Below are 22763 nucleotides of genomic sequence, written 5' to 3'. Positions count from 1 at the left end.
CATCGTGCTTGCAAACGGCAACGGCAAGTTTAAGGTACAAGCTTGGCCATTACCTCGATGTGGTGCTGCATGGAAGCCTGCTTTGCCGCCCCCAATTGAGGAAAAAAGTCCTTGAGGTGCCAATTGGCGTACATGGACAACCCGCTCGTAGGTTTCATCTTACTGGTGGCAGGCGCGGTCACCAAAGCGGCACACGCTTCTTTAAATTTTGTTGGGGCCAGGCCGCTTACGTCCGCCAAAGAAGTTGATTTGAAGTGGTGCATGACCACTTCACTGCCAACGGGCGGCTCGGTTAGGTGAAGGGCCACCACCTTGACGCGGCCGCCCCCGTCGGTGTATTTGCGCCCGTTGATCAAATAGTCGCCGTAGCCGGCAAAACCGGATTTGCTCCAAGTGGCAAAGGGCGAAGCAAACTTGCTTTTGGGCGGGTATTCGCTGTTGCGGTCTTCGGCCTGGAATCCATCCTGGATCAAGACTTTGCCCGGGTGCCACGCCACCGGGCTGCTCAATAACTCGTGCGCATAGGAAAGGTCAAAGACAATGTATTTGACCTCGCTGTGCTTTCTGAGCAGTTGGTCGATGGTGTGCAAATCGGTCAGCAGGGGCAAGTGCTGAAAGATGAGTGCTTTGCCGTGAAATGGGTTCGCCGTGAGAAAGGACTGCACGGCACCAACATGCAATTTGTTGGTGATGACGTGCGCCAAAATCAGGTGGTTGTGGCTGGCCAAGGCTTCCTCCACCAAAAACTTTTGTACCTCGCTGCCGGAAGGACGGTCTTTACCCTGCGTGGGGTTGGTGACCAAGATCAGCGGCCGGTTCTCAACAGCGATCTGTTTGTAGAGCTTGAGTTTGTTCAGGTTGATGGGCTCGACAATAGGCAGGGCCCGCTCGAAGACGTGCGGCGGCAGCCCAAGTATTGTTTTCAACTCAAACTCTTTTGCGCGCAAGTAGGGAAAGTACACGGGCGGGAGGGGAAATTACGCCGGGTCTAAGCCAAGGCGTGTTCGGACGGTGCGACAGAGCTTTTTGGGTAGATCCCGTCCCAAGAACGACATTTTCAGCGACTTCTCACAATCGAGCAGCAACTGGTATTGGTGCGCCGCCGGCCGTCGACTTTTGAGCGCTTCGTAAAACACGTTCCTGGCTTCTTGCTTGCTAAGCGCGTGATAAAAGCTGTGGCAATACGACAGGATGGAAGCCGTGCCCATGGGGGGAAGTTTGCCGACCAGCTGCTCGTACGCAGCGACCAATTCGCTTTGCCGCAAGGTCAACACCGCTTTGCTGGCATCGAAAAGGTCGTCCCGAACTTCCGCGGCCCGAACTTCGTCCAGGTGCATCGATTCGCTGAGCACGAGCAGCCCAACCCCAGGGGGCAGGCGCTGCTTCAGGGAAGGAACGGCGGCTTCGTGGGTAACAACATACAAGCAGTCGTAGAGCTTTAAGTAGTCGGCCGCTTGGTTGGCGAGCCGATCGAAGTTGTCCAGCTCGGTTTTGATTTCGTACGCGGCGGTGATACCGTTGACGATGACGATGTCGGCGATGGACCGGTCGGAGGGCAATTCGCGCAACAGCGTGGCGGAATTATGCCGGTGGCGAGCCAACAGCAACTGGTTGGCGATCTCGTTTTTGTAAACGTATTCGCAGCGGTAATGACGGCTCAGGTGCGCGTAAGCAGCAGCGAGTGCGTTCGCAATCGACCAGTTGGGAACCTCCAGTCCGCAGTAGGCAAACAAGGCTTGGAGCTTGCTTTCGTAATCGTCCTTGACGATGCCGTTAAGCAGCGAAGAGCCGAACAGCTGCGCTAGCGCGTAGTGGTGGGTGGGCTGGCCTTGGGTGCGGGTAAACGACTTCACGGGGGCGCAAAGATAAAGTTGAACAGCTTTTTTTGCGGGACCACCTCTATAGGGTGGATTATGTTAGTATGTAAATATACACCATAACATAAAGAAAAACAACATATTATGATAAAAAATACTAAAAAATATAGCTAAAAACGATACTTTAAATTACTGTCATTTCATCGCAGTAGGACCTAATGAAAAGCTAAATGCTAGTAGACTGCCTATGCCCGTTACACGCCTGAAAGCAAGCGCGCTTTCAATGCCGAGTGCGTGCGTGGAACGGCGGCCGGTTCCCCGGAAGTCGGCATAGCCCACACGTGAGGCGTCTTGTCTGCAACGGACGAACCCAAGCAATAGCCCGCTTTGGCTGGGCCGACAATCTCCCTAAAAACAACCGGGCTGTGTCCGACTGGCGTACGCGCAGCGCCGAGCTGCTGCCCCGTAGGGCCTGCGTTCTACCCTGAAAAAAGCCTGTTTGGACTGGCCGAATACTTGGGGACCGATACCTTGCCTAGCAGCTGCACTTCTTGCTGGCCCCGCTTGCTGGCCCCCGCTTGAACTCCGTTATTTCTTCCAGCCCACCTCAGCCCATTGGCTTTTGCGCCGACCACCGTAGATTAGGAATTCGCTGCCCTAGCACTCAACAACATAGGCAAGCCAATCACCAGATCGGTACACTGTAAAGATTACGTTACTTTACGCGTACCCATTCTTTCCCGACCATTTAGTGTTTTTACGATGAGAAAAGATTTACTAGTGCTAGCCTTTGCCTTGGCTAGTGCAACGGCTGGCTGCAAAAAAGATGGCCTCCAACTGTCTACACCCGACAACCTTTTGAGTGGCACCAAATGGAAGTTAATCAGCAATTCTTCGCTTATTAACTTGCCGGGCTTTACCCCCTTGGATAATTACGCGTTGCTGCTTCCTTGCAACAAGGATGATTTTCAGCAGTTTAATGCAAGCAATGTCTATGCTTACAACGAAGGACCAACCAAGTGCGATCCATCGGATCCACAAGAACAACCGGGGTTATGGTTCCTAGGTAATTTTGGGACGCAATTGACCATCACCTACGACGGCTTCTCGACCAATTACACGGTCGATCAATTGACAGCTGTTTCCTTAAAGATGCACAGCGTGCAACAAAACAATGGGATCGAGGAAACTACTTCCCTTGTTTACAAAGCCGTGAACTAAGGAGTGGGCTATATGATCGTTTCATGAAAACGAGTCACGACGCTTATCGCACACAAGGGTTGCTTTCAATGGCTATCAGCTGCTAAAATCACTTGCGAGTTACCTGCCGTGTGCAGGATTTTCTGTAATTTCTTGATGTTTTAATCTTTGCATAAAACCAGCTATGAAAATTAGTTTACTCTTCACTGCGCTCGTAGCAGTTAGTGCAATTGTTGCTTGTAGCAAAAAAGGCGATGATCCGCAACCGCTAACGCCAACGCAACTGCTGACCGCACAAAAATGGCGCGTGAGCAGCGCCACCATTGCCGGTCCTGGCCAACCGACGATAGACCTTACCGCGCTCTCAGCGCCTTGTAAGCTCGACGATTACGTGCAGTTTGCAGATCCCAGTACTTACGTGGTCGACGAGGGGGCTACTAAGTGCGATTCGCGGGATGCGCAAACGCAACTGGGCACCTGGGCTTTTGCGAACAATGACACGCAGCTAAGTATCTCGTATACTGGGGATAATTACACGGCTACCGTTAACGAACTCACGGCCAGCTCCTTGAAGCTTACCACCGTTCGCCTGCAAAGTGATGGCACGAAAGCAACGATCGTACAAATCTTTACGGCAATCAAGTAGCATGAGCAACAAAGAGAACTTCCCCCAGCTGCCCGGCGTGATTGCTGGGTAGTTGGGGGAAGTTCTGCTTTCAAGCGTTGGGGACAGACCTGATCCGCCTGCGGCTGTTGCTAGGGTTGAATCAACACCTGTTTGTCAATGGGGGTTTGCCCGTCGATCAGTACCTGCACGTGGTAAAGGCCCGTGGGCAGGTCCCGAACGTTTACGGCATTTAGCGCCGCACCTTCCCGAAGTTGCAAGGTCTTCCGTGGGGTGCCCGCCGCGTCGTAAAACGTCACCCGGGCTGCTTGGCCGTCCGTGGCGATATTCAACTGGGAAGTGGCAGGGTTGGGGTAAATGGCCTGTTGCGCCGTTTGAGCGGATGGACACGCTTTACCGCCTGTTACTCCAGCCAAGGTGGCAGGGGCAGTGGTGTAGGAAGCGCTGCCGCACGGACCCGTGGCCGTTACCGTGGCCGTGATGCCCGTCTGGGGGCCTGCCTCGTACAAAGCAAACGTAACCTTTTGAGTTGCTTGGTCGACGGTGCCGTTCGCGCTAGAGCCGTTGCTGTCCACCGCGGAATAAGAGGTAGCGCCCGATACAGTAGACATTCTCAGGTTGTAAAGGTAAGGACAACCGCTACCGGTTCGAAGCCATACGGCTCCGGACGGAGTACCGACAGCAGCGCCGTTCGAGATGGTAACGTAAAGGGTCGCATCAGGCGACTTGCCGCACGAATTGTTGGCGCTGGCGTAGATGGCGTACTGCGTGCCTGCGGTAGCATTGCTTGGGAGGGTAACTTGGACGCTCCGGGCAGCGGTATTACTAAGACTACGTCCTTGGCCGTTTATGCTGACGGCAGGATCAGCTGCGTACCAGTTGTAAGAAGCAGCGTTTGCAGCGGGGTTGATGGCAACGGTCGCAGGGGATGTGGCGCTGCACGTGGCGTATGTGGATTGCACGGGCACGGGAGTCGCCGCTCCAGCAGTTAAAGTAACCGTGTTACTGGTATACCAGTATTCCCGGTAATTCGGAGCAAAAGTAGGTGTGCGTAAGTGTGTTGATATGCGCCGGAAATAAGTTGTTACGGTAATTGGGCCGGGGGTGTAATTAGCTTGGGTAGCTCCGTCAATATCCGACCAGTTGCTGTTATCAGTGCTTTTTTGCCACTGGACCCACTCATATTCTATCCCATTAGCAAAAACTGGTGGATCTGAAGGTGTTCCGTATACTTGAACATAATCTTTATAATCATCAGAACCAGTATCCGCTAGAATGCGGCCTTGTATTGGGCTTGGCTGTGTATTGTAAGCAACACATTGATTAGTAGTGCATATTTCTGTACCGGTACCACACGGAATATAATTAGTAATGGGCGGCTTGTAAACAGTAAATGGAATTGTGACCGTTCGACCTCTTACAAACCCTATTATGTCGTAAGTTCCTGGAGTATTACCGGTTACTAATGCGCCTCCTTTATATGTAGGTCCATAACTGCCTGCAGTAGTAGTTGATATGCCAAACTGAGCTCCCAGAAACGAAAATATGTAATTGAAGTCATCTCCATTGACTATGCTGAAAGTGAGTGCATATTTTCCATTTACCATGCCGCTATTAGGTGTGACGGAAGCAATATATGCGACGCCTGGGGTCGGGGTAGGGGCGGTAGGGGTAGTAGGGGGTGGCCCTAGGATGACGGGGGGAGTAACCTCAACTTTTTGCGCCGGGTTGGTACCGGAGTTGTAATAAACGGCATAAAATCCCGTGTTGCTACCAGCCTGGGCATCAGTAAGCGCGAGGGAGCCGGTCACCGTTATCATTTCGTTGACAGGAGCACCTGAGTTGGTGTAGATTGGTTGCCACGATAACGTTGCGGTATTTACATTGGGAATAAGGCTGCCACCAGCCAAGCTAGTAGGGCTTGTACCAACGAAAATATTCACATACCCAACGGAACTGGTCGCAATTTTCCGGTACAAGTGGTATTCGTAATTGTAGTTACTCGTTGCGCCTGAAGCCGGCTTAGGAACAGACCGACTTGCATCTCCACCCGCAATTTGATTAATCAAGAAAGTGCTGGGTGGCCCACTGGGGAACTTGTACGGATCTACGAATGTTTGCGCAAACACCTGTCCGGTGCAGTGCATTAACAAAAGTAAAAGTAAGAGAACTAGGTATTTGTGTTTCATAGGGGGTAGAGAAGGAAAAAGGTGGATTTTGGAGGAAAAGTGGACTACTTAGAACCTGTTAAAATTTACGGATAAGGTGTCGAATGCTGGCTAGGAAGATGGTTGCTTCGGCGGCGGCGCTTTCGCATTCGTAGTCGCGACTCAAGCGTCGGTCCCATTGTAACCAGCTGATGGTGCGCTCGACGACCCAGCGGGTGGGCACGGGCGTAAAGCGGGCACTGCCCGTCAGGCCGGGGGCTGTTTCCAGTCGCCAGCCGCAGTGCTCCCGGGTCCACTGGGCTAGGCGCCGTGGTAACCGGCATCGGCCAGGACGCTCATAGCGCTGCTGGGCCAGCTTTTGCAGGGCCGCCTTGCCGCCCACCCGGTCGTTTTCGTGGGCCGGCTCGACATGAGCGGCCAGCAGCAGGCCGTCGGTGTCAACGACGAGCTGATGCTTGCGGCCCTGGATTTTTTTGTGGCCGTCAAAGCCCTGGTCCAACACGCCCCGCTCACTGCATTTGATGGATTGCGCATCGAGCACGGCCACGCGCGGGTTGGGCTGCCGCGAGGGGGCCGCGCGCTGGCGGTGGCGGCGCACCAGGGCCTGATTGAGCGCCGCCCAGCGCCCGTCGGCCTGCCAGCGTCGGAAATAGTAGTAGACCAGGGGAAAGGCCGGAAACTCGCGCGGCAACAGCCGCCACTGACAGCCGCTCTTGGTCAGGTAAAGCAACGCATTGACAATTAGGCGTAGCGAATGCTTGCGACGGCGCGTATCAGGCAATATTTCTTGAATAACTTGCCACTGGAAATCAGTCAGGTCTGTTTCGTACATCTTTGGTCGAATGAAAAAATACGGTAACCTGGCTGGTTTCTTTTTGTCTAACAGTTACTTGTGAATTTTAACAGGCTCTTAACGAACGAGGCTCTCTAAAAAAGGTAATAACCCAAGCTAATGTCAAAGCTGCGGTTATAGTACTTCGGTGCGGGTAGGGGATTATTTTGCTGCACGGTGCCCAAATTAACCAACCCAATTTGATAGGATCCACGCAGTAGCAGGCTGTGCCACCGGTAACCCACCCCTGCTTTCACCCCCGCGTCAACGCGCTTGGTGTAGAAGTCGCCTTGAAGAATGCTTGGGCTGTCTCCCGCCCGGACTTGGCTTTCGCTTTGGAAATTCACCGGGCCGTTGAGGGTTTCAAAGGAGTTATCGTACTTAACCTGGCCACCGAGTAAGACCGCTACGTAACCACCCCCGAATACTTGCGCCCCTTGCCCGTCCGGGTGTTGAGAAAACGCAACCGTTAGGGGAAAATCCAAATAGTTGAAGCGGTATTGCTGGTGGTAATTGGTGGCTAGAGGACCTGCGGAAGAGGGCGTCGCGTACGTTTCGTTCAACGTGAAGCCCCGCGCTGCGAACTGCGCCCCCACTTGCAGCGAAACGCGCTGGTGCTGAAGGCTTGCCAATACACCGGCCGTCAGCCCGCGGCGGTAGGCGATGTCGATCGCGCCACTGGGTTGGGAAGCGTCCTCGTACCGAGCGGTGGTGAGACTTAGGCCAATTTGTGGGACTAGGCTGAAGCTGGTTTGCGCGTGGGCTACGCCCGGTACGCTGCCCCAGCACAGGGCGCCGATTACTGCAAGCTTATGAATTGTTTTCATGCATCAAGAGGAGTTATCCGGTTGAGAAAGGTAGAATAGTGTTTTCGCCCTTCGCAGGACACTTTGGTAGAAATTGTGACAAGCACCCATCGAAGATTAAATGCAAGTATACCCAACTGTGCTTGCTGGGACGCTGCAAAGGCAGTTTATTGCCATTGCCGTTGCAAAAAGAAGAGGATGCGTGACATTAGCAGCCAAAACGCTTCGGTTCTGCGCACAGCCGCAAGCTTTATAACCCAAGGCATTTGCTTGGCACTGGAGGAGTCTTAGGCCAGACGCACCGAAGCAAAGCATACGCTTCCGAGCACAGAAGCATAAAAAAGGAGCACGCAGGCGCCGGACAAACGGCGCAAATGCGCTGACGCTTTCAAAGCCGAAGGCCTGCGCCCAGCTTCGGAAAGCCACCGCACGCAAGCAACCTAGCAAAAGCTTTATTTAGTGTTGCCAAGGCGCCAGGACCTACAAAAGCACATCATTGGTGCGGTTGCTAAGAAAAATTTAGGAGTGGTTTTTTTTGATGCACTGCTGCATTTTTTTTCTGCAAAAGCGTACCAGGAGCCTCCAGGTGCCGTACATTTGCCAATGTAATACTGCATTTTATTCTTGCACCGGGCAACCATGGACGATAAATACAAGGACATCGATTCCTTGTTGGGCGGCCTATTCCCGTCTAACACCCTCCGCGAACTTTTCGAGCGAAAGACGCAGGCGCTTGGCATCTCCCTAACCGTTGCTTGCAACATCTTGGGCGTGCAGCTCCGCGCCTTGAACGGCATTCTGAACGGTACCCAGAAGACAGTGGATATTACCATTCTGAGCAAGGTCGCCAACTTTTTGCAAGTGCCGCGCGAACAAGTGGTTAACCTGTACCTGGAGGCGATTGAAAAGAACTTCCCTACGGCAACGATCTCCGCCAAGAAAGTAGAGTTCATCAAGGAGAATTTTGATTTGGCCGTGCTTCGGAAAGCCAAATGGATTGATAACATCACTGACTTTGAACACATTGAAAAACGGCTGACGGCTCGGCTCGGGCTGAAATCCATTCTCGAATACCGCAAACCTGCCGTTGACGTGGCGTTCTGCGTGGGCTCGTTCGAACCAAAAAATGGACTTACGCGCGCTATCTGGATCAAAGCCGCCCAGGCGTGTTTTGCCGAGATAGACAATCCGTACGCTTACGACCGAGAGGCACTGATCAAACTGTTCCCTCGCCTGCGCTGGTACACAACCAACGTGCAGCGCGGCTTGCCTGAGGTAATCGGCCTGCTTCACCGCGTCGGTGTCACCGTGGTGCTTCAGCAGTCGCTCCCGACGCTCCAGCTTCGCGGCGCCACCTTTAATCAGAACGGCAAGCCGTGCATCGTCATCACCGACTACGTGGGGTTTTACCCAACGTTGTGGTTTGCGCTGTTCCACGAATTGGCCCACGTCTTGTTTGACTGGGACGAGATACGAGAGAACCAGTACCACATCAGCGACGACGAGAACACGCAGCTGTCGGTCCAAGCGCGGGAGCACGAGGCCAACACGTTCGCGCGCGAGTACTTGTTTTCGCTGGACAAAGTGGAGCAAATCAAGCGCTACATCCACGATGCGGGCTACGTGGAGCAGTTTGCGGCCGATAACCACGTGCACCCCAGCATCGTGTATGCGCAGTGCGCCCATGCCATGCCAAAGAGCCGGTCCGCCTGGGCGTTGGCCCGGAAGCATTCCCCCGCCGCCAGCGACTGCGTGCACTACTTCGGCGCTGCCTTCGAAGGAGGGGAACGGGTAGAAACAATCATGCAACCGCTTAAAACCGCCATGTACATTTAACCCAAGGTATACCTAACCCAAGCTATTTATGAAAAATTATACTGAAAGCCCAGCTGAGCCGGTGCAACCGCCTGTGGTCGTTTCGCCCAAGCCGAAAGCGGAAGTATCCAAAAAGTCCCAAGAGCAACAAGCGCTTTTGGGCCAGATGCTCATTCAAGGCGCGGATTACCTGGCGAAAACGGCGAAGCAAGTTCGGCTCAAAAGGGAGCAGGAGGTAATCGAGTTGCGCAGCGGATTCAAGATAACGATCGGCGAAATCAATGCCATCGTTTCGGCCAATCGACTGCCCTACGCGCCGTTGTTTCCCAACAGCATTCCGTTTTTCTCGGAGCTAAAACGCCTGTCGGGGTTGGATTTTGATCCGGCGCAGTTCATCAAGCCGTCGGTTGTCGGGACTTGGTTGTGCGAGATCATTTACGGCCGCTTTTCGAAAGAGGTGTTGCCGGCGCTACGGGCCGTAAACCCCGCCTTCACCAACGGGGTACGCCCACACAAGCTTTTCCAGTACTTAACGCCCGAAGGGCAAGCCAAGCTTGAGCAGTTTCGGGACGAAGCGGTGGACCTGATGAAAACGTGCGCTACTATGTACGAATTTCGGCAGAAGCTTTTTCAACAATACGCGGTGCCTTACCAGATCGAAACGTTCTGAGTACGCGCGTCATTATTCTTCAATAATCTTCTTGCTACGCCTACTGCAAAGACTATATTGCTTGTGGCCATTACTCGTGACAGGTAACTTGCTTAAGTGATCGTTGGGTTTTAATGTCTTACCACCATTGCCAATTCTTATGGATTTGAAATTGCTTTCAGTCGTCAATAGTAATAAGCCGGAAGAAGAATACGTTCGTTTGCATGCCTATGCAGACGTAAACTTGCGCGATTATGCGGTTATTGACCGCACTTTTGGCCCGTCCGATGTAGTGACTAACGAATTTCGGCACATTTTTGCTTTTCCACCACAGGAAGTCAAAGCTGGAGAATATGTGCGTCTGCATACCGGCAGTGGTAGCGGCAATGGTGCTTACCAGCGTACCGTATCGAGCAAGAAACTGGTAGTACACCATTTTTATTGGAAATCCAAAGCTTGCATTTGGAATAATAAAGGTGGAGATGTAGCGACCCTACTTCGTTATTCCGCAATAAATAGTGTGACCGTTCCTGCTATCTGATAACATGCTTATTTAAAGCAAAATAGTCCAGCTGTTAGTAGCTGGGCTATTTTGCTTTAAATAGGTAGATAGTTATTTACTAGCTAACGATAGGTACTATGCTCTCAAATGTGTGCTTTAATAAACATTGCTTTTAAAGGCATTAGTTATAGCAGCTAAAACGCTAAAAAAATAGGCCAGTCTTTTATAAAGGCTGGCCTATTGTAAGAAAGGTAACATTATTTTTTAACCCGCTCCTTTTCCGTGGTTTTTGGATGCTTTTCAGCATATTCCTTTTTTACAATTTGACCGTTATCCGAATTGCGGTAAATGGTTTTTTTGGGTTCGGGTGCTTTAGGCATAGCCGTGCAAATAGTTGGTGAGCATATAAAACAATTGGCTTTAGAGTCTTAGTTCAAACTGCTTACAAAAAGCAAATTGATTTTTCAAACGGGGGTTATGCTACAAATTTGCAGCGTGCTTTGATTCTTGAAGCACTCGTGTACTTGCTGCGAAAATTTCCCCCACTCTCGTTGCTTAGCGTAACAGCCGATGCGTTATAAGCCGCGGAAAAAATCAGCCAAGGAAACCTCGTAGTGTCGGCACAATGTCGCCAAGGTGGTCACCGTCATATTTGCCTTACTGGCTTCTAACCGGGCGATGTGGATGCCGGTCGCATCGTACACTTCTGACAAGGTGTACCCCCGCTCGCGGCGTAGTCGCTGCAAGCGGTACACAACTTCCGATTCCAGAAGAGAAGCATCAAAAAGGGGGGACGGCATTCGGCCAGCAAAGTCCGGCTTAGCCGAATCGCTAACAATGACACATTTGTCATTATTTGCTTCATTATTCCTATCTTCGCCCGGTGGGATGGCCCTTGGCAGGTCACCCAGGACTTACCAATCGCGCCTTGGATGGACTCACCCCTTGCTCCCGACTTGCCCCTGATTCCTTGTGCACAAGCTTCCCCTGCTCAACTCACGCAAGCCCTGCTCAGCGCCCGCCAGGTACTGCGTCCGTACTACCCGGCCCTGACGTGGCCGCAATGGCACCAGGCTTTTAAGCACCTTCAGCCCCTGCTGCAACTCGACGCAAACCAAGCGACCGCAACGTCCGAAGGGCTGACGGATTTGGCCCGTTATTTTGAGGACCAACACCCCTTTTCCGCCCCGCTGGCCCCGTTGCCCCCTGCATCCACCGCTGCCCCGCTTGGGGCGGCAGCGGTTCCGTTGCCGCCCCAAGCGGGGCAGCGCCGCGAGAAGAAACAAACGTACACCTTTTGCACGGACGTGCTTGAAAGCCTGAGCCGCGCAAGTTTTTGGCGGCGCGAAAGCAAATCGGCGTTGGTGAACCGGGCCCTGACGCAGTTATTGGAACGCTACCCCGAATCGTGCGTGCCCATACCCGCGCAAACGTCACTGGATCTACTGCCTCTGGCAAAGCGCCCAGCTGTGCAGTAGTTGGCCGGTATTGCCCTGTTGAGCGCGGACGAATTGCAGGGGGCTGGTTGCTTAAGGCATAGCGAACCCAGGCTTGCCACTGCTGCCAAGCACGGCCTGCTCCCAAGCCAACGTTTTACCGGGCCTGGTCCGCTTGGTTGCCGCGCCGCTCGTGCACCCGTCCGTTGTCAGCGCCTGCCAGCACTTTTTGCGCCAAGCAGTCGGTTGTTTCGTCATTGATTTTTTATCACCCTTCGCTTTCGTGCTTCCGTGTACCACTTCTCCTCGCTGCCCCTACGGGCGATTTTAACCGGGCTGCTGCTGAGCAGTTGCTCCCAGTCTGCTCCCACTGCCAACGATTCCGCGGCAACCACTGCGCCGTCCCGCATTGCCCCAGCCAAGCGGACAGCACCAATGAAAGTGGATTCGCTCAACGGCATCCCGGGCCACCACTTCGGTGAGCCACTGGCTGCCTTTCCTGGCCTAAAGGCGCGGGGCAGCAATGCCTTGGGGATGAAGTCTTATTACTATCCTTCCGGCCAATCCGCACAAGGCGACGGTTGGTTTGGGAAGCACGCCCAACAACTCACCACCAGCTATTATTTTATCGACGGCAAGTTCGCGTACTTTACGACGACGACTTACGGCGTCAACCGCGATTTATTCAAGAAAGAAGCGGAGTATCTTTTCGGGGCCGGTGAACGCTACCGCCTAGATGGCGTCATCTGGCAGGGCAAGCAAACCCGAGCGGTCTACACGCGGCCCTTTTCAGACCACGGCCCCTCTGCACAGCTGGACATCGTCAGCGAGCCGCTGGAAGCCCAAGCCGAGAAGGCAGCGGCTACTCAGCTAAAGGCTGAGAACTCCGTACAATAGTTGGGCAATGGCTAATAGCCTGCCCCCGCATTTTTTCGCTCGTCCACCGCTCGCGAACATAAAAAAAGCCCAGCATTGTTGTTGGGCTTTAGTTTTTTGGTAAGACGGCTAACCCAAGTGGCGGGGCCGTAAGCACAAGCGAATTACCCGCCGGGAAGGCCCTTGCCACAGCACATCCTTTGACCCGCCTGTAGGACTGGTGAGATACACCACTTTACAACCTTGTTGTTGCAGTGTTTACTTTTTCCCGTCGTTTGTGAGAACCGGCGGTTTCGGTGGGCGCGGAGGGCTCACCATGATGTTTGTTGGGGTTAGGCTGGCTTGTTCTCCCAACGGCATAGTCACAGAAATGGGGCGGATGAGCCCTCCTAATTGATTTAACATGTCAAGGTTCATAAGTAAAAATGATTAGTGTAAAAGTATTGGGCTAAATAACAAGGTATTGGATAACCAAAAAATAACAAACTCATTTTTTGGCAGCAGCGTCTACCGGCGGCGTCAGTTTTGGTGGACGTGCCGGATTAATCATATTCCCCGTGGGAGGAAGGCTGAGTTGTTCGGTATGAGGCGGTTTGATCACACCACGGACCGGTCCATCGGCAGGGGCTTGCTCGCTCATGGGGCGGGGGTAAATTTATTGAGAAAGCTACTTTTTTACTTCGTCTCCTGTAGCGCCGCCGGCACTATCGTAACGGGTGCCTGCGGTGGGCGGGGCGGGCTTAGTTGCACCGTGGTTGCCGGCAGGCCTTTGATAAGGTCGGGAGCGTGGGTCGGCAATGGCCTTGGCTGGGACGGGTCTTGGTCGTGCATCGGCATGGTCTTTATTGTAAAAAGTAAAGATAATGAAGAAGACGATACCAAGCAAACAACCAATTAGCGCTCCCAAGTTGAGGCCGTTTACCCACTTGGTCCGATAGTTAATGCGCTTTCCCAACGTTTCGTCCAGTTCTTCGTCAATATCACTATTGTCATTTTCAGCGCAATCCAAATAATGCTGCTGCCGTTGAATCATTAGGTTATAATGCTCCGTGGAAGTTCTGTGGGAAATGAGGTTGGCAGTTAAAGCCAGCAAGAAACATCCCCAACTTGCAAAGAGAAACCCGACGAGGTCAGCGCCTTGAGCCAAGAAATCCTTTGACAAGGTGATGGTCAAGGCCAACCCACCGCCAGCAAGCGCCACAATTTGTTTGTCAAACTCTTGGCCTGAAATAGATTGGCGGTCTGTTAGTTTTTCTATTCCTTTTTCTGTCCGTTCGAGGTACTTGCTGAACTTCTTCTCAAACTTGGGGTTGACCGGGACCTCACGTTCTTTCGCCACGAAACGTGCAGGGCCCGCGAAAGCATCGGGTGCAGTCCCGCCGGAGGAAGGCGACGCGGTAGGGTTCTCAGCTGATGAAAGGGGGATAAGAGGGGTGCTGGGTAGCTCCTCGGCCGATGCTTCAGTAGACATGGTTGTTCGAAACGCTGGTAAAGGATGGGCGTACTAAAAACGAACATAGACCAGGCCCCGTGGGAGAGTCTGGCCTATCACGGGGGAAACAATTATTCCGAACTCACTTCTTCACCGCATGTCTGAGAGAACTTGTTAGCGGCGTTTTCCTTTTACAATTTGATTGATCTTAAGATTACGGTAGGTAGGTTCTCGGTGGCATGGTGCGGACGTATGTGAGTTTAAAGCGATCTAGCTATACCAAACCAAACGGAGTTAACATTTTACCTGCGCTTAATCCGAAATTGGTTCTGCATATCGTCTTTACAGCGTTTCACGTCTGATACAATTCCTTTGCGGTTGTGGGGAATAATAGTTAAAGCATCATCGAACCACCTACTTAGGCGTTCCAAATATTTCTTTTTGGCCAACACCCAATCATCTTTGGACTTACTAATGGCTAGCATTAAACCATTGATTTGATCAGCAGACAAGGCCACTTGGTTGTTGGCGGTGAACAGGAAAGCCCACCTCCTGCTTTGACTGGCCAACACCTGAAAAAAATAATAGTACCGGCGTTGGTGCAATACCTCGGCAATGGCCACCCGGTAAGGAGGCCTTGTAAGAAACCGCAACACGCAAACTCCCGGGTCGAACGCACGGGCCGCGTTGTTGACCTCCAGGCACCGAACCGAATAGTTACGCCGCAACTCCGCCACGATGGCCCGGAAGTACCAAGCGTAAGTAACCTTGTCTTGCTCCAGGTGAAAAAATGCTTTGGCAACGTCTAAATCACGCCCGCCGCCCCTTTCGCTCAGCACGGTTGGCCGACCGTAAACGTGGCGGTAGGTGGACTCTGTAACCGTCTCCTGTAATACTTTTGCCGTGCGTTCAATGCTGGGAAGGGCGACTTCGTCGTCGGTGAGCAAGGCGACTTCTGGCGTACCGTACAAGCTGCTGCCCGCTTGGCTGGAGTCCTGCACGGGGGCCAGTGGTGCATTCAGTTTTATGTGGGCCCGCAAGCGATGGCGGTCCAACTCCGCGTGGAAGTCGGCCGTGGCCCGTGTACGCCCTGGCCGGTGATCGTCAAGCGACGTGTACTTTAACTTATTGAAGCAAAAATAGTTGCTTCGCTTAAATAAGGAAGTGACCCAGAAGTACGAGTCGTCACCTTCTTTGAAGCTAATGCCGTTGGCCTTGACGGTAACGCCTTTCTCAAGGATCAACTCTAACCACAAATGGGCTCTGGGTGAACGGGCCCACTGGGTCAGCAGTTTTGCCTGCACTTGCGTGAACGACTTGTTGAAGCTGGGATTAAACAACAACTCCGCCAACACCGCCACTTGTTCCTTAGTAAAGTGACGGGGTAAATCGAAAAGAGCGGGCTTCGCGTTGCGGCTGCGCAACAACAGGCGGGCCGACTTACGGTTTCGCAGAGTGGGGGGAACCACGGGTTGGCACAGGTCTTGGACGTGGCCGGGGTAAAAAAAGAAATCTACTATCCTTGGGCCCGCCCAAAAATAAAAAGCCCGTGCCAGCTCCAAGCAGGGGATTAGGATGGTGGTTTCGCTGTGTTGAACCGTAACGAAAGGCGTTCCTTGGATGACTGCTAGTAGCGGATTAGATAGAAAATTGGAGAGAAGTGCAGGTGGCGAGGAAACCAAGGTTGGTAGGATGCCCAACAAAGTACGGGGGGACAGCACGCCCGGACCGAGCGTGAACGTTCGGGTTTCTTTGAGGCAAACCCTACTCGAGGCTGCTTGGGATCCGTCTGATTGCCATAAGGAGCCGACCTGCAAACTAATTCCTTGGTGGATATTTAGCTTTCTTACTATGTAGTCTTCAAAAGGCTGGCTAGGGCTTTGTTTCCAATCCGTCCCACGGAAGTAAGCCAGCACGGACTTCTCTCGTGGTGCAGTGCCTTGTTGCTCCAAAGCCCCTAAATAGACCAATTGGTAGAGCCCTCCTACATCTGGGAAGGGACCAATGTTAAAGGCTGAAGTGAGCATCAGTGGCAAGCAGAGGTTTCTTATCTTCTTTGGCAGATTCTCATTTACTTTGGCAAGTTCTCATCTACTTTGATAATTGACAGCAATTTCCAGGGCCCGCTTGATATTTTCCTGGCCCTGCACGTCGGCAAAGTCAGCGGTGTACTTGTTCACCGCGTGCTGGAATAGGTCGCGTGTGTCGACCACCGTGGGCTTCACGTCAGCGCGGCCTTCCAGAAAGTCGATGGCCTCTTGCATGCTGCCCACCGCCAGCACGTCGAGGTTGTTGACGATGGCCGCTTCCTCGGCGTTTTCCTTGGGCAGGATGATGCCCTTGAAGCCTTCCTTGCGGGCCTGAATGGCAATTGGCAGCACGCCCTTGATGGGCCGCAGTTCGCCATCGAGCGACATTTCGCCCATGATGACGTAGTCGCCCAGCCGCTCGGTGTTCAGCTGTTGCGAGGCGTGCAGAATGCCCAGCGCAATGGGCAAGTCGTAGGCCGCGCCCTCTTTGCGGATGTCAGCCGGGGCCATGTTCACCACCGTTTTGGTGCGCGGCATCCGGTAGCCGCGGAACTTTAGCGCCGCCTCAATCCGCTGCTGGCTCTCCTTGATGGCATTATCCGGCAAGCCCACCACGTTAAAGCCAGTCCCGGCCGACACCACTACTTCAATAATGATGGTGTAGGCATTAACACCTTGCACAGCCGAGCCGAAGGTCTTGGTCAGCATAAAATAATTAGTGATAGAAATTATTTAATTAGTTAGTAATTAGGCCGTCATGCAGCGCGAAGCATCTTGCCCGCAGCAGTAATTAATTGGTTACGCGGGGGATATGCTTCGATAGGCTCAACCGGGACGGCCTGTAGCCAGCCCAGGGGCCCTACTTGAGCAGAAATTAATCGATGACCAGCTGCTCAATCAGCATGATCAAAATGTGAATCACTTTGATGTGGATTTCCTGGATGCGGTCGGCGTAGCCGCTGTGCGGGGCCCTGATTTCCACGTCGCAACTGCTGGCCAGTGCGCCGCCGTCTTTGCCGGTGAGGGCAACTACTTGCATGCCCAGGGCCCTAGCGGCCTCGGCGGCGCGGAGCACGTTGGGCGAGTTGCCGCTGGTGCTGAGGGCCAGCAGCACGTCGCCCGGCCGGCCCAGGGCCTCCACGAAGCGGCTGAAGACGAACTCAAAGCCGTAGTCGTTGGCCACGCAAGTCATGTGCGAGGCGTCGGTGAGGGCGATGGCGGCCAGGGCCCTGCGGTCGGCGCGGTAGCGGCCGCTCAGCTCCTCGGCAAAGTGCTGGGCGTCGCAGAGGCTGCCGCCGTTGCCGCAGGTGAGGATTTTGCCGCCGTTCCGGAGGCAGTGCGCCATCAACTCAGCCGTTTCGGCGATGCGGGCCAGGTTGGTTTCATCGGCCAGAAAGCGGTCGAGCACGGCACGGGCTTCGGCCAGCTCGGCGTGGATGGTGGCGGTGAGGGCAGTGGTGGGGTGGGGCACGCGAAAAGGGTAGGGCGCGGGAAAAAAGAACTACAGCGGCGGCCGCTCGGCCGAAGGCGTATTGGGCAGGCTGGGGTCGTGCTGCGGAAACAGGGGCCGTTGGGGCGCCGGTGGGGCGGGCGGCCCGGTGGGGGCCCCACTGAGGTTTCCGTAGCGGCCGGCGGGCGCGCCCTGGGGCCCCTCGTATTGGTTGGCGGGTGCGCCTTGGGGGCCCCCTGCGGGCAGAGGCGGCCGCGCTTGCTGGTTGTCGTAGAGCTTGGCCTTTAGCTCGTTGATGCGACCATCCTGCTTGGCCACGTTGCGGCGCAAGAGGCTGCTGTCGAGGTTTTCAACCACCAGGTGCACGGCCAGAATGATGGCTCCTATGATGGCCAGCATCCGGAAGAAATTCCGGTCTAGCTCCACCTCTGGCAATGCCGAGCCCATGCCCGCCACCGAGGTCTGCACCGCCGGCACCAGCAGAAACAGCAGGGCCAGCAGCAGGTACACCATCACTATTATTGAAACGAAACGTTTGAGCGCAACCATGATCAGGCGAGTTTAAAGAAGAAGAATTGAATACGGGAAAGGCTGCGAAACGCTTCCCGTGGGGCCCCGGCTACCGGGCTTGCAAGGTAAAGTCGGTGGCAATAACCGCCGAATCGGCGAGGATGGGTGCCTTCCCGGCGGCCCGTTGGGCATCCTGGTCGGCCTGAATGGCTTGCATGAGGACCTGGTTTTTGGCCTTGAGCGTTTACATCTGCACTTCGTAGGCCGGCCGCTGCTGGCTGTGGTAGTACTTGTAGCCAAAGCGCAGGGCGAGCATCAGCAAGATGAGGGAGCCGAACCAGCGCGAGGCGTTTTTGCTGAGCATGGGCGGAGAAGGGAAGAAATAAGCGGCGGACTAAAGATAAGCCGTGCCGGGGCCCTACACCAGCGCGGCATTGGTTTGCAGCGAGCTAAGGCGCTGGTACACACCACCGGGCCGCCGCGACAGCTCGTCGTGAGTGCCGCGCTCCACAATGCGGCCGTGCTGGAGCACGATGATTTCGTCGGCGTGCTGCACCGTGCTCAGGCGGTGGGCAATAACCAGCGAGGTGCGCGCCGCCATCAGGCGTTGCAGGGCTTCCTGCACCAGCTTTTCGCTCTCGGTATCGAGCGCCGAAGTGGCCTCGTCCAGAATCAGGATGGGCGGGTTGCGCAGGATGGCGCGGGCAATGCTCAGGCGTTGGCGCTGCCCGCCCGACAGCCGGCCGCCGCGGTCGCCAATCACGGTTTGGTAGCCGTCGGGGCTGGCCACGATGAACTCGTGGGCGTTAGCAATTTTGGCGGCTTCGATGACTTCGGCCTCGGTAGCCTCGGTATTGAAGCGAATGTTGTTGAAAATCGTGTCGTTGAACAAAATGCTCTCCTGCGTGACGATGCCCATCTGGTCGCGCACCGAGTGGATGGTGCAGGCGCGCACGTCGTGCCCGTCGATGAAGATCTGGCCGCCGCTGGCGTCATAAAAGCGGGGTAGCAGGTCGGCTACCGTGCTTTTGCCGCCGCCGCTGGGGCCCACCAACGCCACCATCTGGCCTTTTTTAATGGTCAGGTTCAGGTCGTAGAGCACGGGCGTATCGCCGTAGCTGAACTGCACGTCGCGCAGCTCAATTTCTCGTTCGAAGGGCGGCAGCGTTAGGGCCCCCGGCCGGTCGCGCACCGTCGGCTCGGTGTCGATGATGCGCAGCACTCGCCCGCCGGATACCAGCCCGCGCTGGATGTTGCCGAACGAGCCCGACAGCGCCTTAGCCGGCGTGAGCACCTGCGAAAACAGGATGACGTAGCCAATGAACTCCTGGCCCGTCAGGGTAGTGTTGCCGCCCAAAATGAGCGAGCCGCCAAAGTACAGCAGCCCCGCTACCACCGATACGCCGACGAATTCGGAGAACGGCGAGGCCAGGTCGCGGGTGTTGTCCATGCGCCGCGAGGTGCGGGCATACTGGTCGTTTTGCTCATCAAATTTACCTTTGATGTAGCCCTGGGCATTAAAAGCTTTGATAACCCGGATGCCGCCCAGCGTTTCGTCAATCACCGACATCATCGAGCCCAGCGTGCTTTGGCTGATTTCGGCCTGCCGCCGCAGCCGCTTGGCGATGCTGGCAATGATGCCGCCCGATATGGGCAGCAGCACCAGCGTGAACAAGGTGAGCGGGGCCGAAATGTGGAACAGCACCAGGAAATACGCCACGATGGTGAGCGGCTCCTTGATAACCGCCGTCATGGTGTTCACCACCGAAGTTTCTACCTCCTGCACGTCGGCCGTGAAGCGCGACATCAAATCCCCTTTGCGCTCATTCGAAAAAAAGCCCAGTTGGAGCCCCACTACGCGGTAGTACAGGTCGCGCCGCAGGTTGCGCACCACGCGGGCCCGCACTTTGGCCAGTAGCCGCAGGCTCAGGTAGCGAAACACGTTGCTCAGCAGCACCGAGGCCACTACCACCCCGCACACAAAGGCCAGGGCCCCCATTTTACCATACCCCGCCAGTACGTCGGCAAAGAAATAATTGAAGGTCTGCGTTACCCAATCAATGGTGGGCTTGAAGGCGGGCAGGTGGGCTGGGGCTTGCTCGTGCACCTTATCCGTTTTGTCAAACAAAACGCTGAGTAGTGGAATAATCAGCGTGAAGTTGCCGATGCTGAAAAAGATGGTCAGCACCGTGTACAGCAGGTATTGAGGCAAGAACGCCAGCCAGGGCCGGGCGTATTGCAGGATGCGGAGGTACGTCTTCATAAATCACAGATTATGCAGATTAACCGTGATTTCGCTGATTCCTGATTTCACGTGTGTTATCGCAATTATTCATATCCGGTAACGATTGGCAAAAATCGTTAATTACCTGTCGCCTTCCCTAGTTGATCAGCGAAATCACGGTTAATCACGTCTAATCAATGATTAAAACTCGTTCAGGCGCTTGGCGATGTTCCAGCGCACGGCCAGCGAGGCGTAGGTTTCATTGCCGGTGCCCACGGAGTAGGGCAGGGGCTGGTCCAGGGTTTGGTGCCGGGCAATGAGCTTGGCGTCCAGGTACAGGTTCAGGCGTGGCTGGTAGGTGGCCGTGAAGTCGAAGTGGAACAGCTTGCTTTGGTTGCCCTGGCCCACGCGGTTGCCAAAGTCCTGGGGGTGGGGCACGTAGGGTAGCAGTGGGTTGCCACCGTAATTAATGACGCGGTTGCCGGCGTAGTCCTGGCCGTAGTCGAGACCCTGCTTGGTGTAGAAGGCTTTGGCTACCAGGTTCAGGCGCGGCAAGGGCTGGTAGCTGACGATGGCCAGCACCTCGGCCAGGTTGGCGCCCATGGGGTGGGCCAGGGGCTGCTGGTAGTTAGTGTAGGCCGTGTAGAAGGACGTGTGCTGGTAGGTATAAGGGCGGATGTAGTTGAATTCGAGCTGCAAGTCAAGGTTCTGAATGCCTGCTACATCAATGTATTTGCCTCCCAGCTGCACGGCCTGCTTGTTGGACCACCACCCGTCGCCGGACAGCACCTCGTTGAGCTTAAACTCATCGAGCACCACTTGCCCATACAGCTGGGCCGTGTGCTTGATATTCCACTTAAAATCGAGGCCCAGCAGCGCGTTGTCAGCCGAGCCCACGTTCTGCTCGATGGCGCGGTAGAAGATGAGGGGGTTGAGGTACTGAATTTCCAGGCCCCGCCCGGGGCGTCCAATTACTTCCGACTCGAACAGGCCGATGTTGAAGTTCTTCGTCACGTCGAGGCTGAGGTGGTGCAGGGCCAGGTACTTTTTGGGGTACACCTGATCGGCGTTTTTGCGCTCTGCAACCATCTCCGTAAATAAGTTCTGGTAGTTGAGCTTCCAGATGCGCGTGTTCAGTTTCAGAAAGAAATACGGGGCACTGTAATCCGAGAGGATGAGCGAGCGGTAGCCGTTGCCGATGACGTTGCGGTCGTGCCCAAACTGCACGTTGATGTGCTTCGTGGCCGCGTAAGTCACGTAGCCGCGGGCCGTGAAAAAGTCGTAGGCGCTGCTGCCCGGGCCGATAACTGCCGCTTTGAACGGCTTGAGGTAGCCTTCGTGCGGCGCAATGGTGTCGCGCAGAATGCGGTCCTGCACGTAGCCGGGCACCGCCATTTGGTTGTCGGTGAGGAACAGGTAAAAGCCCAGGCGCTGGTCCACCGAACCCTCGATTTGGGCCCCGCGGGTGTTCACGTAGCGGAAGCCGCCAATCTTGCTGTCCTTGCCACCTTCCAGCAGCAGCACGGGGTTCACGCGCAGCGTAAAATCCTTGGTTTGAACGCTGTATAAATCGGTTTGGTCGCGGTAGAAATACGTCAGAATGGGCTTCGTGCTCTGGTTAATTGCCGTGCCCTGGGGCGAGCTGGGCCAGTTGTCCTTCAGTAAGTACTGCGCATTAAAGCGGTCGGCGCGCGAGAGGGTGCCGGGGCCCACCCCTGTGCTGTCGGGCGAGAGCAGCCGCTCGCCCAGGCGGGCCACGCCGGCGCGGGTGTAGGGCCGCACGCTGGTGTGCGGGTCGTTCAGTGAGTCAGGCCCATACTTAATGGCGTAGCGGTCGATGAGCCGGTAGATGTCCGAGTCAAGCGGCACATAGGTGGGGCCCTGGGTGGAGAACGGGGCGGGGCTGGCCGGGGCTGCTGGGGCCCTGGCGGGCTGTGGCGCGGCTACCGCTGGGGCCCCGGCCGGGGCGGCCATCGGGTCACTCGTCGGAGCGACCATCGGCATGGCTACCGGGGCGGCCGCCGGGGCTGGCTGGGGCGTCCGGGCCGCTGGCTTTAGAGTGTCGCTAAAGATATACCAGTTCGATTTTTCGCCACCCGGGGCGTGGGGCAACGGAGACGGGGGCCGGGGCGGTGGGCGTTTGGGCCGCTGCGAAGCCGGCCGGTAATGCGCAGGTAGCGAGGAGTAAAAAGATTTGTTTCATATAGAATAATCAACTCAGTAAAGCCGGGGGCATTGCGCGCCGCACGCATTAATTAACAAACCTACGCAAGCGGCCGTTGGCAGCGCGGGGGCTGCCCGGGGGGGGCGCGGGGCGGGTACCTTTGGGCGTTGGGGGTTTTTGTGCCAACTTCGGGACGCGGTAGGCGCCTGGCCGGCCGGTTCTTTTCT

20 protein-coding genes and 1 pseudogene are annotated in these 22763 nt (G+C 55.1%); 7 read left to right on the top strand and 14 right to left on the bottom strand.

Features of this window, described 5'->3' with window-relative positions; all coding sequences use genetic code 11:
* Positions 1–29 precede the first annotated feature (29 nt).
* A complete protein-coding gene (locus tag BEN49_RS04555; RefSeq protein WP_070741374.1) occupies positions 30–962 on the bottom strand; it encodes a sce7725 family protein in 933 nt (310 codons plus the stop codon).
* A gap of 15 nt (positions 963–977) precedes the next feature.
* Positions 978–1853: a sce7726 family protein gene (locus tag BEN49_RS04550; protein ID WP_070741371.1), complete on the bottom strand. Its 876-nt coding sequence runs from the start codon at positions 1851–1853 to the stop codon at positions 978–980.
* A gap of 726 nt (positions 1854–2579) precedes the next feature.
* Between BEN49_RS04550 and BEN49_RS04545 the strand changes: the two genes are divergently transcribed.
* On the top strand, positions 2580–3038 hold the full coding sequence (locus BEN49_RS04545) for a hypothetical protein (protein WP_070741368.1): 459 nt from the start codon (positions 2580–2582) through the stop codon (positions 3036–3038).
* Positions 3039–3201: 163 nt separating this feature from the next.
* On the top strand, positions 3202–3663 hold the full coding sequence (locus tag BEN49_RS04540) for a lipocalin family protein (protein ID WP_070741365.1): 462 nt from the start codon (positions 3202–3204) through the stop codon (positions 3661–3663).
* 110 nt (positions 3664–3773) lie between these two features.
* On the opposite strand, the gene BEN49_RS25320 is transcribed toward BEN49_RS04540, so the two are convergent.
* The 3 genes from BEN49_RS25320 to BEN49_RS04525 all read right to left on the bottom strand — a co-directional run bounded on the left by BEN49_RS25320 (position 3774) and on the right by BEN49_RS04525 (position 7469).
* The gene (locus tag BEN49_RS25320) at positions 3774–5831 is read right to left on the bottom strand and encodes a DUF8696 domain-containing protein (RefSeq protein ID WP_083325769.1); all 2058 of its coding nucleotides are present in this window, start codon (positions 5829–5831) and stop codon (positions 3774–3776) included.
* A gap of 58 nt (positions 5832–5889) precedes the next feature.
* Positions 5890–6642 carry an IS5 family transposase gene (locus BEN49_RS04530; protein ID WP_070741361.1) on the bottom strand — a complete coding sequence of 251 codons (753 nt, stop codon included), beginning with the start codon at positions 6640–6642 and terminating at the stop codon, positions 5890–5892.
* 95 nt (positions 6643–6737) lie between these two features.
* Positions 6738–7469: an outer membrane beta-barrel protein gene (locus BEN49_RS04525; RefSeq protein ID WP_070741359.1), complete on the bottom strand. Its 732-nt coding sequence runs from the start codon at positions 7467–7469 to the stop codon at positions 6738–6740.
* 618 nt (positions 7470–8087) lie between these two features.
* On the opposite strand from BEN49_RS04525, the gene BEN49_RS04520 reads away from it, so the two are divergent.
* The 3 genes from BEN49_RS04520 to BEN49_RS26595 all read left to right on the top strand — a co-directional run bounded on the left by BEN49_RS04520 (position 8088) and on the right by BEN49_RS26595 (position 10453).
* Positions 8088–9284, top strand: coding sequence for an ImmA/IrrE family metallo-endopeptidase (locus BEN49_RS04520; protein ID WP_070741356.1), 1197 nt, complete (start codon positions 8088–8090; stop codon positions 9282–9284).
* A 28-nt stretch (positions 9285–9312) separates the two neighbouring features.
* Positions 9313–9933: a P63C domain-containing protein gene (locus BEN49_RS04515; RefSeq protein WP_083325768.1), complete on the top strand. Its 621-nt coding sequence runs from the start codon at positions 9313–9315 to the stop codon at positions 9931–9933.
* Positions 9934–10072: 139 nt separating this feature from the next.
* Positions 10073–10453, top strand: coding sequence for a lamin tail domain-containing protein (locus BEN49_RS26595; protein WP_125916521.1), 381 nt, complete (start codon positions 10073–10075; stop codon positions 10451–10453).
* Positions 10454–10671: 218 nt separating this feature from the next.
* Here the strand turns inward: BEN49_RS26595 and BEN49_RS30050 are convergent, their stop codons facing one another.
* Together BEN49_RS30050 and BEN49_RS30790 are read right to left on the bottom strand one after the other, a co-directional pair.
* Positions 10672–10794 carry a multidrug transporter gene (locus BEN49_RS30050; protein ID WP_125916519.1) on the bottom strand — a complete coding sequence of 41 codons (123 nt, stop codon included), beginning with the start codon at positions 10792–10794 and terminating at the stop codon, positions 10672–10674.
* A gap of 195 nt (positions 10795–10989) precedes the next feature.
* Entirely contained in the window at positions 10990–11214 is a 225-nt protein-coding gene (locus BEN49_RS30790; RefSeq protein WP_070741347.1) for a helix-turn-helix domain-containing protein, read from the bottom strand.
* Positions 11215–11370: 156 nt separating this feature from the next.
* Between BEN49_RS30790 and BEN49_RS04500 the strand changes: the two genes are divergently transcribed.
* Both BEN49_RS04500 and BEN49_RS04495 read left to right on the top strand, forming a co-directional pair.
* On the top strand, positions 11371–11892 hold the full coding sequence (locus BEN49_RS04500; RefSeq protein ID WP_125916517.1) for a hypothetical protein: 522 nt from the start codon (positions 11371–11373) through the stop codon (positions 11890–11892).
* A gap of 249 nt (positions 11893–12141) precedes the next feature.
* Positions 12142–12747 carry a hypothetical protein gene (locus BEN49_RS04495; RefSeq protein WP_125916515.1) on the top strand — a complete coding sequence of 202 codons (606 nt, stop codon included), beginning with the start codon at positions 12142–12144 and terminating at the stop codon, positions 12745–12747.
* A gap of 646 nt (positions 12748–13393) precedes the next feature.
* Here BEN49_RS04495 and BEN49_RS04490 read toward each other — a convergent pair.
* The 7 genes and pseudogenes from BEN49_RS04490 to BEN49_RS04460 form a co-directional block, all read right to left on the bottom strand.
* Entirely contained in the window at positions 13394–14197 is an 804-nt protein-coding gene (locus BEN49_RS04490; protein ID WP_125916513.1) for a hypothetical protein, read from the bottom strand.
* A 263-nt stretch (positions 14198–14460) separates the two neighbouring features.
* On the bottom strand, positions 14461–16185 hold the full coding sequence (locus BEN49_RS04485) for a hypothetical protein (RefSeq protein ID WP_125916511.1): 1725 nt from the start codon (positions 16183–16185) through the stop codon (positions 14461–14463).
* 81 nt (positions 16186–16266) lie between these two features.
* A pseudogene (locus BEN49_RS04480) lies at positions 16267–16896 on the bottom strand (magnesium chelatase domain-containing protein); the annotation flags it as partial.
* A 166-nt stretch (positions 16897–17062) separates the two neighbouring features.
* The gene (gene lpcA / locus BEN49_RS04475; RefSeq protein WP_070741332.1) at positions 17063–17659 is read right to left on the bottom strand and encodes a D-sedoheptulose 7-phosphate isomerase; all 597 of its coding nucleotides are present in this window, start codon (positions 17657–17659) and stop codon (positions 17063–17065) included.
* 30 nt (positions 17660–17689) lie between these two features.
* On the bottom strand, positions 17690–18187 hold the full coding sequence (locus BEN49_RS04470; RefSeq protein WP_125916509.1) for a hypothetical protein: 498 nt from the start codon (positions 18185–18187) through the stop codon (positions 17690–17692).
* Positions 18188–18566: 379 nt separating this feature from the next.
* Positions 18567–20411 (bottom strand): ABC transporter ATP-binding protein, encoded by a 1845-nt coding sequence (locus tag BEN49_RS04465; protein ID WP_070741326.1) that lies wholly within the window; start codon positions 20409–20411, stop codon positions 18567–18569.
* 162 nt (positions 20412–20573) lie between these two features.
* Positions 20574–22370 carry a capsule assembly Wzi family protein gene (locus tag BEN49_RS04460; RefSeq protein ID WP_141765612.1) on the bottom strand — a complete coding sequence of 599 codons (1797 nt, stop codon included), beginning with the start codon at positions 22368–22370 and terminating at the stop codon, positions 20574–20576.
* Positions 22371–22763: the final 393 nt, after the last annotated feature.

The organism is Hymenobacter coccineus, from assembly GCF_001816125.1.
Lineage (GTDB): Bacteria > Bacteroidota > Bacteroidia > Cytophagales > Hymenobacteraceae > Hymenobacter > Hymenobacter coccineus.
This window is presented reverse-complemented; position numbering and strand designations above follow the sequence as displayed.

Excerpts from the sequence above, each read along its gene's own strand:
- BEN49_RS26595 (WP_125916521.1), top strand. The coding sequence starts at position 10,073 with ATGGATTTGAAATTGCTTTCAGTCGTCAATAGTAATAAGCCGGAAGAA.
- BEN49_RS04465 (WP_070741326.1), bottom strand. The coding sequence starts at position 20,411 with ATGAAGACGTACCTCCGCATCCTGCAATACGCCCGGCCCTGGCTGGCG.
- BEN49_RS04515 (WP_083325768.1), top strand. The coding sequence starts at position 9,313 with ATGAAAAATTATACTGAAAGCCCAGCTGAGCCGGTGCAACCGCCTGTG.
- BEN49_RS25320 (WP_083325769.1), bottom strand. The coding sequence starts at position 5,831 with ATGAAACACAAATACCTAGTTCTCTTACTTTTACTTTTGTTAATGCAC.
- BEN49_RS04460 (WP_141765612.1), bottom strand. The coding sequence starts at position 22,370 with ATGGTCGCTCCGACGAGTGACCCGATGGCCGCCCCGGCCGGGGCCCCA.
- BEN49_RS04525 (WP_070741359.1), bottom strand. The coding sequence starts at position 7,469 with ATGAAAACAATTCATAAGCTTGCAGTAATCGGCGCCCTGTGCTGGGGC.
- BEN49_RS30790 (WP_070741347.1), bottom strand. The coding sequence starts at position 11,214 with ATGCCGTCCCCCCTTTTTGATGCTTCTCTTCTGGAATCGGAAGTTGTG.
- BEN49_RS30050 (WP_125916519.1), bottom strand. The coding sequence starts at position 10,794 with ATGCCTAAAGCACCCGAACCCAAAAAAACCATTTACCGCAATTCGGAT.
- BEN49_RS04530 (WP_070741361.1), bottom strand. The coding sequence starts at position 6,642 with ATGTACGAAACAGACCTGACTGATTTCCAGTGGCAAGTTATTCAAGAA.
- BEN49_RS04545 (WP_070741368.1), top strand. The coding sequence starts at position 2,580 with ATGAGAAAAGATTTACTAGTGCTAGCCTTTGCCTTGGCTAGTGCAACG.
- BEN49_RS04490 (WP_125916513.1), bottom strand. The coding sequence starts at position 14,197 with ATGTCTACTGAAGCATCGGCCGAGGAGCTACCCAGCACCCCTCTTATC.
- BEN49_RS04470 (WP_125916509.1), bottom strand. The coding sequence starts at position 18,187 with ATGGTTGCGCTCAAACGTTTCGTTTCAATAATAGTGATGGTGTACCTG.
- BEN49_RS04520 (WP_070741356.1), top strand. The coding sequence starts at position 8,088 with ATGGACGATAAATACAAGGACATCGATTCCTTGTTGGGCGGCCTATTC.
- BEN49_RS04540 (WP_070741365.1), top strand. The coding sequence starts at position 3,202 with ATGAAAATTAGTTTACTCTTCACTGCGCTCGTAGCAGTTAGTGCAATT.
- BEN49_RS04485 (WP_125916511.1), bottom strand. The coding sequence starts at position 16,185 with ATGCTCACTTCAGCCTTTAACATTGGTCCCTTCCCAGATGTAGGAGGG.